Here is a 13866-nt window from a genome sequence, read left to right as displayed (position 1 = left end):
TTCCTCGCTTCGGCGCTTCAAATATGCCAGGGATCGTCCGTTGGGTTTTCGAGCCGGTGGAGTAATTCACCTAAGCGCGATATCAGCAGTTCAGGATCGGACTGAAGGCGTGCGACGACACCGCTCGCAAGCTTCGCGTGGGCCGAATTGGCAAGCCGCCGAGCTGCCTCCTGGGCTCGTTCGACGATGTACGTCGGTGTGACGACGTCTCGCAAAAACGTCAAGTTCTCAGGTAACCAGCCGACGTCGTGCAGGTAACTGTCGTCGAGGAAATAGACGGCAGCGGCGCCATCCTGTCCAAGACTTCGCCCCAGTTCCTTCATCCACTCCCGGGCGGATTGGAAAAAGGGGTTCTCGTCATCGAAAAACGCGAGTCCCGCGCAGTATTGCAATGCAGCCACTGCGGACCCCGGAGTTTCAATCGACCACCAAGCGTTCCAAATCATGGGTACGCACGGTGCGACCAGCGCCAGCGAGTTCAGGCGCGCCAACCAGGAGAAGGGGTCTTGCTCCCCGAGTTTCTGTTCAACGTCCAGGCTTTCCAAAAGCGCGAGCCGATCAAGAAAGCTGTCTCGGAAGAATTCGAAAACCTGTTGTCGCTGCCCGGGGCGAACCATCCGTTCGAGAATACGGCCGCCATAAATGCTGCGGTGGAATTCGGAATCTCCCTTTGAGCATGGTTCGCCTCGCTGCAACGTCTCGTGCCAGTCCATCAGGCAGACCGGAAAAAGGTGAGCAAAGACGTCTGGCTGCAACTCGACGTAGCACAGATCGTGGTAGTAGTACCACAGGTCCTCGAACTTGATCTCTCGGCGTGGCGTCGCGGCAATCCTCCGCAGTTCCTCGTCACCGTAATCGAACTGCTTCTCCCAGACGTGAGTGACCGGCCTAGCGCTGCGAAAGATACTCTCGGCACGATCCCATGAAATTCGCATGGCACGGTTCAAAACTGAAAAGTGAGTGCAGTCGCCGGTACGGTGGACAGAAGATTGTCGCAATCGGTTCACCACGCCAGCGAACCACCCGCTCGCTATAATACCGTGCGTGAGGTCGGTAAGTTCCTCTGACATACCCGGAGCAGGATATGGTTCGCGTGGCTGTCTTCAATAAAAGCGGAGAGTTGGTGGGGCCGATTGAGTCGGCGCGCGTCGAGCTTGCGGATGCCGAATGGCAAAAACGCCTGCCCCCCGACGTGTACCAGATCGCCCGCGACAAGGGGACCGAACGGGCTTTTTGCGGCAACCTGCTGGACAATAAGCAGGAGGGCGTTTACAGCTGCATCTGCTGCGGGTTGCCGCTCTTTTCCTCCGATTCGAAATTCAACTCCGGAACCGGCTGGCCGAGCTTTTTTCAGCCCATCGCCAAAGAGAACGTCGCCGAAGAGCGCGACACGAGCTACGGGATGGTGCGGGTTGAAATCTTGTGCCCCCGGTGCGATTGCCACCTGGGGCATGTCTTTCCCGATGGCCCGGCGCCGACGGGGCAGCGCTATTGTCTGAACTCGGCGTCGTTGAAGTTCACGCCGAGCGCAGATGTGGCGGCGCTGGCCGATCCAGCGGCCGGGTGAATGATTGCGGCGCGCCCCCGACATCGCGTCTTCGCTTTTTGCTCGTTAAGAAAGCGGCGGGCGAGCCGGCCGGCTAAGTGGGGGCGGCGCCATGCCGATGCGTTGCACTTTGCCGCAATTTAGCCGGCGGGCTCGCCCGCCGCTCGCGGCACCGCCGCCACGTGTAAACGTTGCCGGATTTTTCTGGACACCTACTGCCCGCCCAGATGCCGATCGCGTTGTTGGCAGTCGCTACCGTCCTGCTGCGGCCGGCGCGGTCGGACGATTCTGGATGCAATACAGCCGCTCGGCCGTGCGGATCAGCAACTTGTCGTCGACGATCGCCGGCGTGGCCATGCACATGTCGTCGTCGGCCAATTGGTTCGTGTACAAGATCTCGAAGTTCGCACCCGGCTGAATCGCGAACGTCACGCCATCTTCGTTCAAGCAGAAGAGCTTGCCACCGTAGCTCCAGGGAGAACTGGTGAAGGCGCGGCCGTTGGGGATGCGCTTCTTGTCGTAGATCGTTTCGCCGGTCTTCGCGTTGTAGGCCGCCATGAAGCCGCGGTCCAACAGCATGTGCAGCGTGTCATCGACGATGAGCGGCGTCGGATGATATGGGCCAGCGTTCTTCCACCAGGCAATGTGTTCGTCCGGCGTGTCCTTCTCCTGCGGCGAGAGATCGCCTGCGCCGCCGGGCTTGATCGCGAAAATCTGGTTCTCGCCCCACACGACGTGCCCCGAGGTAACGTACAGCATGCCAAAGCGTTCGAACGGCGTGGGAATTGCCAGGATTGACTTGCCTTTGATCTTCCACAGCTCTTTACCGTCGAGGTCGTAGCTGGTGGCCCAGTTGATGCCCGAGATGACGAGCTCGGTCCGCAGCGGGTTTTTCCAGACGTAGGGGGTCGAGTAGTTGGTTTTCTCGTCGCGTGTCACCTCCCAAATGACTTTGCCGGTGCGCTTGTCGAGGGCCAATAGCGCCGACTGTTCCTCGTTGTCATCGCACAAGTAAACGCGATCCTCGTAAACGACGGGCGACATCGACGTGCCCCAGCCGTAGCGCGTCTCGCGCGGCTTCAGCTCGTGATTCCATTTCAGATTGCCTTCGAAGTCGTAGCAGTACAGGCCGACGTTACCGAACAGGACATAGACGTGTTCGCCGTCCGTGGCGGGTGTTTCCGAGGCCAGCGTGTTCTTGATGTGGTGCGGTTTGGCCGGAATGCCCTTGTGCGCGTCGCGCTCCCACAGGATCGACCCGTCGTTCAGGCTCAGGCAGTACGCCTTCCACTGGTGCTCGTCCTTCTCGGGCGGATACTTGTTGGCGTCGACGTCTTCGAGGTACAGCCCCTTGCGCGGCTCGGCGTCCTTGCCCGCGTTGACGCAGGTGGTGAGAAAGACGCGCTTGCCCCACACGATGGGCGACGACCAGCCGAGACCCGGAAGGTCGGTTTTCCAGGCGACGTTCTCCGTGGCGCTCCAGCGCAAGGGCGGCGTGGCTTTGGCGCCTGCGGCCGGCTCGCGGCTGGATAAAAACAGCGGAACGTTGGTTTCGGCGCGAGCGACGAACGAGGTGGCGGCGAGAATCATGGCCGCGAAAACTACGTGGCGCAGCGGCAAGGAATGCATCGGAATGCCCTCCGGTGTAGATTAAGCCCAGGACCGCGCCACGGCCGACGGCTATTGTGGCCAAAGAACAAGGCAAAAGCTAGCGATCTTCTTTCGAATTTCGAAAGCGCGGATTATGCCCGCGCTATCCGAAGCCGCGAAAGTGTTCAGCCGCCGCCCGCGCAAGAGTACGATTTAAAGATCACGCGAATCATCAGGAAATCGGCTTATTGATTCGGCTTCGCAAGGGGTTTCAGCATGAGGGACATGATCGGCGCCGAGGGATTTCGCCTGTCGCGCCGCAGCGTGATTTCGGCGGCGCTGGCCGCGGCTGGCGGGGCGCAGGCGTTCGGCCAGGCCGCGGCGCCGCCGACGACTGCGAAAGCGCCGGCGAACTCCGCCCCGGCCAAACGCTACGACATGCGCAAAAGCATCAATCTGTGGGCTTTCCCGTATCCCGATAAGATGTCGCTCGAGCATTGCCTGCAACTGGCGCATGACGCCGGCTTCGATGCCATCGAGCTGAACTATGACTTGGACAACGACCTGTCGCCCAAATCGGGCACGAAAGAATTCACCGCCATTCGCAAAATGGCGGAGCGCATCGGCATCGAGATCAGCGGCGTCTGCTCGTTCCTGTTCTGGCCCTACCCGATGACCAGCAACGACCCGGCGATCCGCGCGCGATCGCTGGAGCTGGGCACCAAAATGATCGACGCGGCGCACGATCTAGGCACCGAAAATCTGCTGGTCGTGCCCGGCGCCGTCACGATTCCCTGGCGGACCGACTACGAGCCGGTGCCCAACGACGTGTGCGAAGAGCGGGCGATCGAGGCCGTGCGCAAGCTTGTGCCGCACGCCGAGAAGCAGAAGGTGAATCTCAACATCGAGAACATTTTCTTCAACGGCTTTCTGATGACGCCCGACGAAATGAACTCCTTCGTCGATTGCTTCGAGAGCGAACGGGTGCGCGTCCACTTCGACACCGGCAACATCATGCTCTTTCAGTATCCCGAGCATTGGATCCCGATCCTGGGCGCGCGGATTCAAAACGTCCACCTCAAGGAATTCACCAAGAAGGGGACCGACCACTCGCTGGAATCGTTCCGGCCGCTCCTGGACGGGACCACCAACTGGCCGGCCGTGATGGACGAGTTCCAGACGCTTGGTTATCGCGGCTACCTGACGTTCGAATACTTTCATCCGTATGAGCACTATCCGGAAGCGCTCATCTACCAGACTTCCGACTCGCTGGACCGGCTGCTGGGGCGGAAGCCGGGGTGCGCGTGACCTCGATAGCCAGTGGGCGTGCCATCAACGATTGGATGGTGGTACCGCGAGGATGACCTACCGTCGCACGGTAATGACGCCCACGGCCAAACGGCCGTCGGTGCGGTAGGGGTCGCCGGCGCCGTTGCGCCCTTCGAGCGTCTGGTGAAAGCCGTTGACCCAATACCAGAGGGACAGGCCTCCCGCGGTGCCGGTATCGCGGATCAGCTTATCGCGCTCGCTATCGACGTCGGGCGCGATGCGGTGCGTAATGCCGCCCGTCGTGCGGCTGATCTCGACGCGCACGTCGTAGGTCGCGGCGCCCAGCCATAACGGCTCATTGTTGGCGTCGACCTCGGCCGAGCGCCAGAAGCGAACGTGGTGCCGCTGTTTCGGACTGTTGCCGACCGGCTGCTCGAAAGCCAGGTCCTGCACACGCCCCCACAGGTACAGATTGCTCACCGGGGCGTCGGGGTACGGCTTGCGCTCCAGCACGTCCGCCACCAGGCGGATTGACGTCTTCAGCGTGATCGGATCGGCCGGATACCAACCGGCCTGGGCCATGGCGCGGTGCAATTCTTCTTCGCTGCCAACAAAGGCGATATTGACCGGGTCACCCGTGTGGCCATGGACGTTCATTGTGTACTGCGGGGCATTGCGCAGCGCCGGGTGGGCCACGATCTGTGGCGGCGGGGGCGGAGGCGGAGGCGCCAGGGCCGGAGGTGCATATTGGCCGTATGAGGACACGGTACGCGACATGACCACTAAGACGGCAATGACCGCAAGCAACCGTCCGGGCAAGCGCGTTCTCGCCGCGAGTTTTGTGATCTGGCCCGACAACATTCCAACATCGGGAGCACCTGCCAGGAGCATGCATCACCTGAAGTAGGGAAGGATTGCCACCGCGAGAAGAAGGGGCGCGCAACGTTAAAACGTTAGAACGAGGGGCCGGATACTAACGAGCGTCCTGGACCGCCTCAAGAGCGGAACGCGCGTCGTCGAACGCCTCGTCTATCATCGGAAGTTTCGCGGTGCAAAATTTCAGCGACCGGCGCCGGGCCTGACTTGTTCACCGCGACGGGCAGAAGCAGGGAAAGCCAGCAATGCTGGCGTGGCTGGGCTGGCTCGCGGAATTCCGTGCACCGGCTGACGCTCTTCACGAAGATGCGTCACAGCGACCAAGGCGCGCGATATTCCCTTGCCCGCAATTGCGCGTCCGCCTCGGCATCGTCGATGATCGTGCGGCGCGAAGCATCCCAGCGCAGCGGACGCCGCACGCTGTGCGACACGTATCCGAGAAAGCCGGGCGTGATGGACTGCCAGGCAGTCTCGGGCGGTGCGATGCAGGCGGAGCGCGATTTCACGCCGTCGATGAAATTGCGATGATGGCCGGTCGACGGCGCGACTTTGAAACCGCCGGCGTCGAAGTCCGGGGACTGCCAGCGCGGATCCGAGGCGTCGATGAACGAACGCGTGACGAACAGCCAGCCGCGGTCGCCGATCCATTTCGTCCCCTGCTTATGCCGGTCGGAAATCGACGATTCGACGCCGCCGGCGAACCGGCACGCGATTTCGAAATGGACGGGCGTGTTGTAAATGTCCGTTTCCGGAAAGGTCCAACCGACCGCTTCCACGCGCTCGATCCGGGCCTGTTCCGGTGCGAGTCCCCATTCGGCAATGTCGTTGTGGTGGCCGATCCAATCCATCAGCGTGCCGCCCCCATAAGCCCGGTGCCCTCGCCACCAGCGATGGTTGCGGGCCCGCATGTACGGGAGCAGGGGAGCCGGGCCGGTCCACATCTCGTAATTCAAGTGGTCCGGCGGCGATTCGACCTTATCGTCCCCCATCGGCTTGTCGTAACCGTCGGGCAGACCGACCTCGATGCGTTCGATCCGGCCCAGGTGGCCATTGCGCACGATTTCGACGGCGCGGCGAAACACGGGCATCGAGCGCTGTTGCGTGCCGGTTTGAAAGATGGTCTTGCGCTTCGCCACTTCGTCGCACAGCACGCGCGCCTCGTCGAAAAAATGCGTGAGCGGCTTTTCACCGTAGACGTCTTTGCCGGCACGGATTGCTTCCAGAGCACACAGGGCATGCCAATGGTCGGGCGTCGAGATGACGACGGCATCGATATCCGCACGCGCGCACAGATCGCGAAAGTCCGTCATCGCTGCGCAGCCAGAATAGTTCCCCGACTTCTGCGCGGCCGCGTAGTGCTTCTCGACATGCGCCTGGGCCGGCTCGCGACCGTACTGCGGACCCTCGCCCCAGGGGTTATCGCGGTAGTGCAGAGAGTCGACGTCGCAGACGGCCACGACCTGCACGTCCGACAGTCGCAGCAACTGCCGCAAATTGTCGAAGCCCTGCGCCCCCAGGCCCACCATGCCAACGGTGACGCGCGCGCTCGGGCCAGGTCGGCGGCAGCCGGATAAGCCCAATGCGCCGGCCGAGACAAATGCGGGTACGGCCAAAGCGGCAGCTCCGCGCCCCAGAAACTGGCGGCGGTCCATGCGGGGAGGGCCTTTCATGAACGAGTTCTCGGCAATTCCGTCGGCCGTCGGGGCATCCCCGCGATCGACAGCTTCACGGCGTTTGGCCCATTGTAACTCGGCTCGCCCCGCAGTGGATGGCGCATTGGCATTCGAGTTGCACCACAAGCAGATCGGACGTACCACACCCAGGTTGCCTGGAGAGAAGCCGCCGAGGGCCGCCGGCAACTGCCTTATCAACGGCCAGCGCGTTCGCCGTTGGATCAGATTCCGTCGAAGCCACGGACACTCCATAAAGAGCCGCGGCATCGGTCGTCATGTCGTCAAGAATCGCAAAATTGCCAAACGCGAAAAGGAGAGACAAAATGGACCGCCGTCACATGCTAGGAACAGTAGCTGCCGGGGTGGCATCGCTCGGATTCGTCGAGGCGAAAGCTTTTGCGGCCGATGACGAAAAGCACGCACACGAAGGGCATAATGCCGGCCAATTGCAGAAATGCATGGATACCTGTGTCGACTGCATGAACGAGTGCAACATGACCGTGCATTACTGTTACGAAAGATCCTTACACGGCACTTCCAAGTTCATGCATGCCTTGCACCTGGCCATGGATTGCCAGGAATTCTGCGGCAATTCCGCAAAGCTGATCGCTCGGGCCAGTCCGCTGATGAACGTCGGCTGCCAGGCCTGCGCCGAAGCGTGCGACAAGTGCGCCGCGGAATGCGAAAAACACGGCGACGACGAACAGCTAGCCCGCTGTGCCAAGGAATGCCGAACCTGCGCCAAAAGTTGCCGCGACATGATCGCGCACATGGGACAGCAGCCGTCGGCGGCGAAGGACAAGACGCCCGCGCGCTAGAGCCCTTGGCAGACGGTGGCGCTCGCGCCCCGGAACAAGTGTACAATCAGCAGCGGGCTGTACTCTTGCATTCTTTTTTCGGGGACGAGCACGAATGAACGCATCGCTGGATCGCGAGTTGGCGGGAGCAACCCGCGCGTGGCTTGCCGCAGGGCGCCATGTCGAAGTCTTCGGTCGTCAGGTCTTTATTTTCGAACGACCCGCTCCGGCCAGCGCGGCGGAGGACACCACGTGCATCTTGCTTTTGCACGGGTATCCCACGTCGAGCTATGACTGGCGCGGCGTCGTCGAGCGATTGCCAAATAATTGTCATGCCATCGCGCCGGACTTTTTGGGTTTCGGCCTGTCGGACAAGCCCGAAGCGTATGGTTACTCACTGTTCGGGCAAGCGGACCTGGTCGAGGAAGTGGTGCGTCAGTGCGGCGTCAGCGTGGCGCACGTCGTCAGCCATGACATGGGGACGAGCGTGCATTGCGAGTTGCTGGCCCGGCAGGCCGAGGGGCGGCTGGATTTCTCGCTGCAAACGTCGACCTTTCTCAACGGCAGCATGTTGCAATGGATGGCGCATATCACGCCGTTTCAGGAGCTGCTGGCCACCAACTCGACGCTGCCGCAAGCCATCGATTTCTGCCGTACCGTGATGACTGGTGTGTATGTCGATGCCTTGCGTGGCCTGATGCAAAGGCCCGAGGCGATCAGCGCCACCGATGCGCAAGTGATGGAAGAGCTGCTCCGCTACCAGGATGGCCAATTGCGACTGCCGGCGCTGGCCGGTTATATGCGCGAGCGCTATCTGCACGCCGACCGCTGGATCGGCGCGCTGGAACTCGCCACGACCCCCGTACAGTTCGTGTGGGCCGACAGCGACCCGATTGCCCACGCGGATCTGGGGCGCGAGTTGGCGCACCGCTGTCCGCGGGCGACGTATCATGAGCTGGCCGGGCTGGGGCATTTCCTATTGATCGAAGATCCGGCCGCGGTGGCCGAAAAGATCGTGAGCTTCACGAGCGCCTGACATGCCGCGGCCGCTCACGCGCTATTGCGGGGCCGCTTGGAGTGATATTCCGCGCTCGGTTAGAACCGTGGCCAGGGCTCCTGCTGGTTCGCGCTTGGCCTGTTCGACCAGCGCGGCTTCAAGGACTGGCATCGCGCCGCCAATCGCGCTGATGCGTTGCATTTCGCCTTCGATGCTGGTGGCTTTTTCGGTATCCGTGTTCACCGCCCCAATCGCAACGGCCCTGGCCCGCAGTCCGCCTTGGACGGTATCAGGATTGGGAAGACCGCCGGCGGCGCGCAATTTACGGACACTGTCGAGCCCCTTGGCGGTTTGCTCCGCCCATGTGGGCGCGACCTTTCGAGCCGCTTCGAGGTCGGTAATCTGCTTAAGACTTTCAATCAGACTGTTCTGGTTGTTTAGAACCTGAGTGAGCAACTCGATCTGCGTCGTACTGCCGGCGGGTGCCGAGGCTGCCTCGCCCGCTCGCGGCGCGGCATCAGCGGCGCGGACAATCGGCACGCGTTGCTTCCATGCCGCCGCATCGGCCGTAGGCGGTGCGCCGGCAGGCATCTGTGTCGGATTTGCGGCAGGGGCGGTCGGCGCGGCCGGCTGTGCGCCGGTTCCGCCGGCCACCGCGGCCTCGGCTTGCGCCTTATTGCGCAAGTTTCCGGCCAATCCTGCCTGGAAGGAGCCGGGCGCCGGCGTCGGTGCTGATGAGCTTGGCGCGGGTGTCTGCGGCGTGGCCGGCATCGAGGGAGCCGTCGTCGGCGCGGCGGGTTGTGTTTGTGCGGTGCTACCCGCCGGTGGATTTGTTGACGGCGCGCTCGCCGGCGGTGCGGATGCTGGTGGTTGAGTCGGCATTCCTCCTGGTGCCGTCACTCCCGGCCCTTGCGCGACCTGAGATGACCCGCTGCCAAATCCGCCTAACAAGTAGACGAGCCCGAGCGCGAAAATGAGCGCTACGCCCGCCGCGCCACCATAGAGCGCGAGCGGCGGTAAGCCCAAAATCGAGCCGGATTTGGATTTTCCGCCCGCAAACTTCGGTGCGGACAGTGCGGCCCCCGCGTCATCGGCCGATGCGGCTTCGCCTCCGGCCAGGCCGCCTCCCTCGCCAAGTATGTCGAGCATACCGCCGCCCAGGTCTGCGGCCGCCGTGGGCGTGTCGCTCAGCGCGATCGTCTCGCTATCGGATTTGGCAACTGTCGCCGCAGCGGCCGGAATATCCGGAACGCGCATCTTGTTCTTGCATTTCGGGCAGACCACATTGCGGCCACCGGCGTTAGGCGGAATGCGCATCTTGGTACCGCACTTGCCGCATGTCATGCGCGGCGGCTCGGCGGCCGCGCTGCCTGCCGGCTTCGCGGGACCACCGCCTGCGGATGTTCCCTTGGTCGCTGCTGGCGCAGCGGCAACACCGGTTTTCGCTGCCGCGCTCCCCTCGACGGGCGCGAGACTGAAGTCTTCGTCGGTCTTGGCGCCAGCGCCCTTTGGGGTAGTTGAAGCTTGCGAGCGCGCCGGCTTCTCCTTCACGTCCTCCAAAGGCGCCAGCCCGATCGCGCTTTCGCCGGCCGATGACTTCGCAACCGCAGCCGCAGGTGGGGCGGCGGGAGCAGACTTCGCCGCCCCGTGCTCGTCGAGCGGAGCAAGGCCGAGGTTGCTGTCGCCCCCGGGCGCCTTGGCCTTCGCCGGCGCGGCGGGGGTGGGCGAGGGAGTCGTCGGCCGTTTGGTGTCGCGCTCTTCGAGCGGCGCAAGACCGATAGCGCTATCGCCGCCGGACGAAGGGGGCCTCGTCTCGCCCGCTGATTTGGCGGGCATGGAGAAGCGCGACCCGGCGGAGAAATTGCCGAATGTCTGCGCGGGAGCCGCGCCAGATTGCGGTGTCGAAGACTCGCCCGAGTTGCCCTCGAGCGGCAACAGATCCATGCCGGCGTCTGATTCGATGGCCGGAACCGTGATGGCTCCCTGGCAGTGAGGGCAGCGACCGCGGCGGCCGCCGTACTCCTCCTTCATTCGTAGAATCGCGCCGCAGCCAGGACAATTGAAGACGATGTTCATAGCGCGGCACGCTGAAAAAGCGCCGTGTCGATGCGCAAAGCGAGGATCCAACTTCCCTGAAACGCCCGCCGCCGTTGCCACCGCCGAGCGGGTCCGGGCGCACGGTTCATCATGGCCTGTTTGCGCGCTAAAGACAAGAACGGAAGAAAGGTAGCGGTCTTCGATGCACTGCATTCTCGACAATTTGGCACTTTCGCGGCCTATCAAGGGGAGACAACACGTGTACACCCCCCGGCGACTCATCGGGAAACTGACCAATCGGCCCTAAGTCGAGGCACGGTGGCCGAGCAGCCAGGCAATCCGATTCGGTGCTTTCTGCGTACTCTCTCCCAGGGTCGGAAACCCCTAACTCTCGTTGCATTGCGACTTTGTCACGCAGACTGAAATTGCCGGTCCCCGCAGTGTTGCTATAGTTAATTCTGTCTGGGAGGCTTGCGCGGCTGTTATGGGCTGGTTTCACGTCCTCTGGGGCATTGGGGGGCAAGACAGAGACTCGGCTCGTGATTGCAACCGCTCATCGTCCCTCCGTTTCGAGAGGAGTGCCGTCGATGCGAATGACAGTGGCGGCTGGCTGGATGATGATTTTGCTGGCGGCTGTTCTAGTCTCTGCCGGTGAGCCGCGATCCGCGGTTGCTGAGGACGAACAAGCAACGCCCTCGGCACACCTTGATGCGTCGCCCGCGCATGGAACAACTCCCGCCGCCAAGCACGACAAGCATCACCATAATCCTCATGACGTCAGCGTGTATGTCTTCAACCGCGAAGGCAAGCTCGTGGGGCCCGTCGACTCGCCGAAGGTCGTGCAAACCCCCGCGCAATGGCGGCGCAAGCTGACGGCCGAGCAGTACCACACGCTGCGCGCCAAGGATACCGAGGCGCCCTTCTGCGGCACCTTGATCGACAACAAGAAAGAGGGGGTCTATACCTGTGCCGGCTGTGGGCTGCCGCTGTTTTCCTCGGGCGCGAAGTTCGACTCGGGAACCGGTTGGCCCAGCTTCATGACGCCGGTCGCCAAGGAGAATATCGAAACGCAAAAGGACCTCGGCGACGGCACCCTGCGCTATGAAGTCAAGTGCGTGCGCTGCAAAGGGCACCTGGGACACGTGTTCGACGATGGACCGGCGCCGACCGGCTTGCGGTTTTGCATGAATTCGGCCTCGCTCGACTTCACCGAGAAGGACAATCTGGCCAGCCTGGCCGATCCGGCGGCTGAGAAAGCTGACGATACGACGGCCCGAAGCGTCAGCACGAAGCCATCGGCGAACAAGACCGAGGTCACGGTCGTCGCGGCGCTGGATGAGAGTGCCACCAGTGAGAGTGCCGGCGGGAAGAATTCGGGCGATGCTGCCAACGCCAGGGTAAAGGTAACACTGGCCGCCGACGAAAAGTCGACCACCAGCAAGGAGAAACCGATGACCGAGACAGCCGTATTTGCCGGCGGATGCTTCTGGTGCACCGAGGCGGCATTCCAGCAATTACGCGGCGTGAGCGACGTCGAAAGCGGCTATTCGGGCGGTCGCCAGAACACGGCCAACTACGAACAAGTTTCCACCGGATCGACCGGGCATGCCGAGGCCATCCGTGTAACCTATGACCCGCAGAAGATCACTTACGAACAGTTGTTGATGGTGTTCTTCGACGCGCATGATCCGACGACGCTCAATCGGCAGGGGCCAGACGTCGGATCGCAGTATCGCTCGGCGATCTTCTACGAGAACGACGAGCAGAAGAAGGCGGCCGAGGCCAAAATCCATGAACTGACTGAGAAGAAGGCGTACGGTAATCGTCGGATCGTCACGAAGCTCGAACCGCTGCACGCCTTTTACCCTGCCGAGGCCTACCATCAGGATTACGTGCTGAACAATCCGTTCCAGCCGTACGTGCGCGGCCATTCGATTCCGAAGGCCTGTTCCGTGCAAAAACGCCATCCGGAGTTGATGGACCCGGAAAAGGCGGCCAAGATTTCGGCGTTCGCGAATTGACGGCTAACACCGTTCCGTGTCGCGACGCGCCAATCATTTCACGACGAAGTTCACTAGGCGGCCCGGCACCGCGATCACCTTCACCACGGTTTTGCCGGTCAGTTGCTCGGCGATTTTTGCGTCGGCACGGGCAGCAGCTTCTGTGGCCGCGGCATCCGCGTCGGCCGGCACACGCACCCGGCCGCGCAGCTTACCGTTCACCTGCACGGGCACTTCGATCGTGTCTTCCTTGATGGCCGCTTCATCGAATGCGGGCCAGGGCTCATAGGCCAAGGACTTCGCGTGCCCCAAGAGTTGCCACAGTTCTTCGGCCATGTGTGGTGCGAAGGGAGAAAGTAACAACACCAACGATTCCATGGCCGCGCGCGGCCGACGATCTTCTTTCAAGAAGAAGTTCGTAAACTCCATCATTTTCGAGATTGCGGTGTTGAAGAACATTCGCTCGATATCTTGCGTCACGCCCTGGATGGTGCGGTGCAGAACGCGGTTTTGCTCGGCCGTCGGAATCTCGTCGACCACCGCGACATTTAGCTCCAGCGTTTCGCTGCGTTCAGCCGTGATCATGCGCCACACACGGTCCAAGAATCCGCGCACGCCGTTCACACCCTCCATGCTCCAGGGCTTTACGGCTTCGAGCGGGCCCATGAACATTTCGTACAGGCGAAGCGAATCGGCGCCGTATTCGGCGACCACGGCGTCAGGGTTCACGACATTGCCGCGGCTTTTCGACATTTTGTACGATCGGCTGTCGGTCTTGATCGGCGGGCTTGTCCCCTTGATGTAAAAGTCCTCGCCTTTCTTTTCCAATTCCGACGGCTTCAGTCGTTCGGACGTAACCGGAAGCTTGGCGGCATCGGTGATTTCTTCCGCGCCGGCCGGATTCACCCAGACGTTCGCCGCGTTCTTCCATCCGATATGCTCCACCTCGCCCAGGATCATTCCTTGGTTAACGAGCTTGGTAAATGGTTCCGGCGTACTCACGAGCTTCAAGTCGTACAGCACCTTGTGCCAGAAGCGCGAGTACAACAGGTGCAACACGGCATGCTCGGCACCGCCGACG

Annotated in this window: 11 protein-coding genes; 5 read left to right on the top strand and 6 right to left on the bottom strand. The window is 62.1% G+C overall.

The window, feature by feature from the left end; genetic code table 11:
• Positions 1-17 precede the first annotated feature (17 nt).
• On the bottom strand, positions 18-1070 hold the full coding sequence (locus VHD36_17515; protein HVU89127.1) for a hypothetical protein: 1053 nt from the start codon (positions 1068-1070) through the stop codon (positions 18-20).
• A 14-nt stretch (positions 1071-1084) separates the two neighbouring features.
• On the opposite strand from VHD36_17515, the gene msrB reads away from it, so the two are divergent.
• Positions 1085-1567, top strand: a complete 483-nt coding sequence (gene msrB / locus VHD36_17510) for a peptide-methionine (R)-S-oxide reductase MsrB (GenBank protein HVU89126.1) — start codon at positions 1085-1087, stop codon at positions 1565-1567.
• A 231-nt stretch (positions 1568-1798) separates the two neighbouring features.
• Here the strand turns inward: msrB and VHD36_17505 are convergent, their stop codons facing one another.
• Positions 1799-3175: a PQQ-binding-like beta-propeller repeat protein gene (locus VHD36_17505; GenBank protein ID HVU89125.1), complete on the bottom strand. Its 1377-nt coding sequence runs from the start codon at positions 3173-3175 to the stop codon at positions 1799-1801.
• Positions 3176-3412: 237 nt separating this feature from the next.
• On the opposite strand from VHD36_17505, the gene VHD36_17500 reads away from it, so the two are divergent.
• Positions 3413-4444 (top strand): sugar phosphate isomerase/epimerase family protein, encoded by a 1032-nt coding sequence (locus VHD36_17500; GenBank protein HVU89124.1) that lies wholly within the window; start codon positions 3413-3415, stop codon positions 4442-4444.
• Positions 4445-4501: 57 nt separating this feature from the next.
• Here the strand turns inward: VHD36_17500 and VHD36_17495 are convergent, their stop codons facing one another.
• Together VHD36_17495 and VHD36_17490 are read right to left on the bottom strand one after the other, a co-directional pair.
• Positions 4502-5182, bottom strand: a complete 681-nt coding sequence (locus VHD36_17495; protein HVU89123.1) for an LssY C-terminal domain-containing protein — start codon at positions 5180-5182, stop codon at positions 4502-4504.
• A 410-nt stretch (positions 5183-5592) separates the two neighbouring features.
• Positions 5593-6951: a Gfo/Idh/MocA family oxidoreductase gene (locus VHD36_17490; GenBank protein HVU89122.1), complete on the bottom strand. Its 1359-nt coding sequence runs from the start codon at positions 6949-6951 to the stop codon at positions 5593-5595.
• Between the two features lie 326 nt (positions 6952-7277).
• Between VHD36_17490 and VHD36_17485 the strand changes: the two genes are divergently transcribed.
• On the top strand, positions 7278-7772 hold the full coding sequence (locus VHD36_17485) for a four-helix bundle copper-binding protein (GenBank protein HVU89121.1): 495 nt from the start codon (positions 7278-7280) through the stop codon (positions 7770-7772).
• A 94-nt stretch (positions 7773-7866) separates the two neighbouring features.
• Positions 7867-8787: an alpha/beta hydrolase gene (locus VHD36_17480; GenBank protein ID HVU89120.1), complete on the top strand. Its 921-nt coding sequence runs from the start codon at positions 7867-7869 to the stop codon at positions 8785-8787.
• Between the two features lie 21 nt (positions 8788-8808).
• Here VHD36_17480 and VHD36_17475 read toward each other — a convergent pair whose 3' ends face one another.
• Positions 8809-10824 (bottom strand): hypothetical protein, encoded by a 2016-nt coding sequence (locus tag VHD36_17475; GenBank protein HVU89119.1) that lies wholly within the window; start codon positions 10822-10824, stop codon positions 8809-8811.
• 548 nt (positions 10825-11372) lie between these two features.
• Here VHD36_17475 and VHD36_17470 point away from each other — a divergent pair.
• Complete coding sequence (locus tag VHD36_17470) at positions 11373-12806, top strand: bifunctional methionine sulfoxide reductase B/A protein (protein HVU89118.1); 1434 nt, start codon at positions 11373-11375, stop codon at positions 12804-12806.
• 33 nt (positions 12807-12839) lie between these two features.
• Here the strand turns inward: VHD36_17470 and VHD36_17465 are convergent.
• Positions 12840-13866: class I tRNA ligase family protein (locus VHD36_17465; protein ID HVU89117.1), on the bottom strand; the 1027-nt coding region annotated here is incomplete at its 5' end.

Source organism: Pirellulales bacterium (assembly GCA_035546535.1).
GTDB lineage: Bacteria > Planctomycetota > Planctomycetia > Pirellulales > JACPPG01 > JACPPG01.
Note: the sequence above shows the minus strand (reverse complement) of the source record. Positions and strands in the feature narration are given on the sequence as shown.

What these genes read in the sequence shown, in the direction of transcription:
- VHD36_17515 (HVU89127.1), bottom strand. Translation starts at nt 1,070, where the DNA reads ATGTCAGAGGAACTTACCGACCTCACGCACGGTATTATAGCGAGCGGG.
- msrB (HVU89126.1), top strand. Translation starts at nt 1,085, where the DNA reads ATGGTTCGCGTGGCTGTCTTCAATAAAAGCGGAGAGTTGGTGGGGCCG.
- VHD36_17505 (HVU89125.1), bottom strand. Translation starts at nt 3,175, where the DNA reads ATGCATTCCTTGCCGCTGCGCCACGTAGTTTTCGCGGCCATGATTCTC.
- VHD36_17500 (HVU89124.1), top strand. Translation starts at nt 3,413, where the DNA reads ATGAGGGACATGATCGGCGCCGAGGGATTTCGCCTGTCGCGCCGCAGC.
- VHD36_17495 (HVU89123.1), bottom strand. Translation starts at nt 5,182, where the DNA reads ATGTCGCGTACCGTGTCCTCATACGGCCAATATGCACCTCCGGCCCTG.
- VHD36_17490 (HVU89122.1), bottom strand. Translation starts at nt 6,951, where the DNA reads ATGAAAGGCCCTCCCCGCATGGACCGCCGCCAGTTTCTGGGGCGCGGA.
- VHD36_17485 (HVU89121.1), top strand. Translation starts at nt 7,278, where the DNA reads ATGGACCGCCGTCACATGCTAGGAACAGTAGCTGCCGGGGTGGCATCG.
- VHD36_17480 (HVU89120.1), top strand. Translation starts at nt 7,867, where the DNA reads ATGAACGCATCGCTGGATCGCGAGTTGGCGGGAGCAACCCGCGCGTGG.
- VHD36_17475 (HVU89119.1), bottom strand. Translation starts at nt 10,824, where the DNA reads ATGAACATCGTCTTCAATTGTCCTGGCTGCGGCGCGATTCTACGAATG.
- VHD36_17470 (HVU89118.1), top strand. Translation starts at nt 11,373, where the DNA reads ATGCGAATGACAGTGGCGGCTGGCTGGATGATGATTTTGCTGGCGGCT.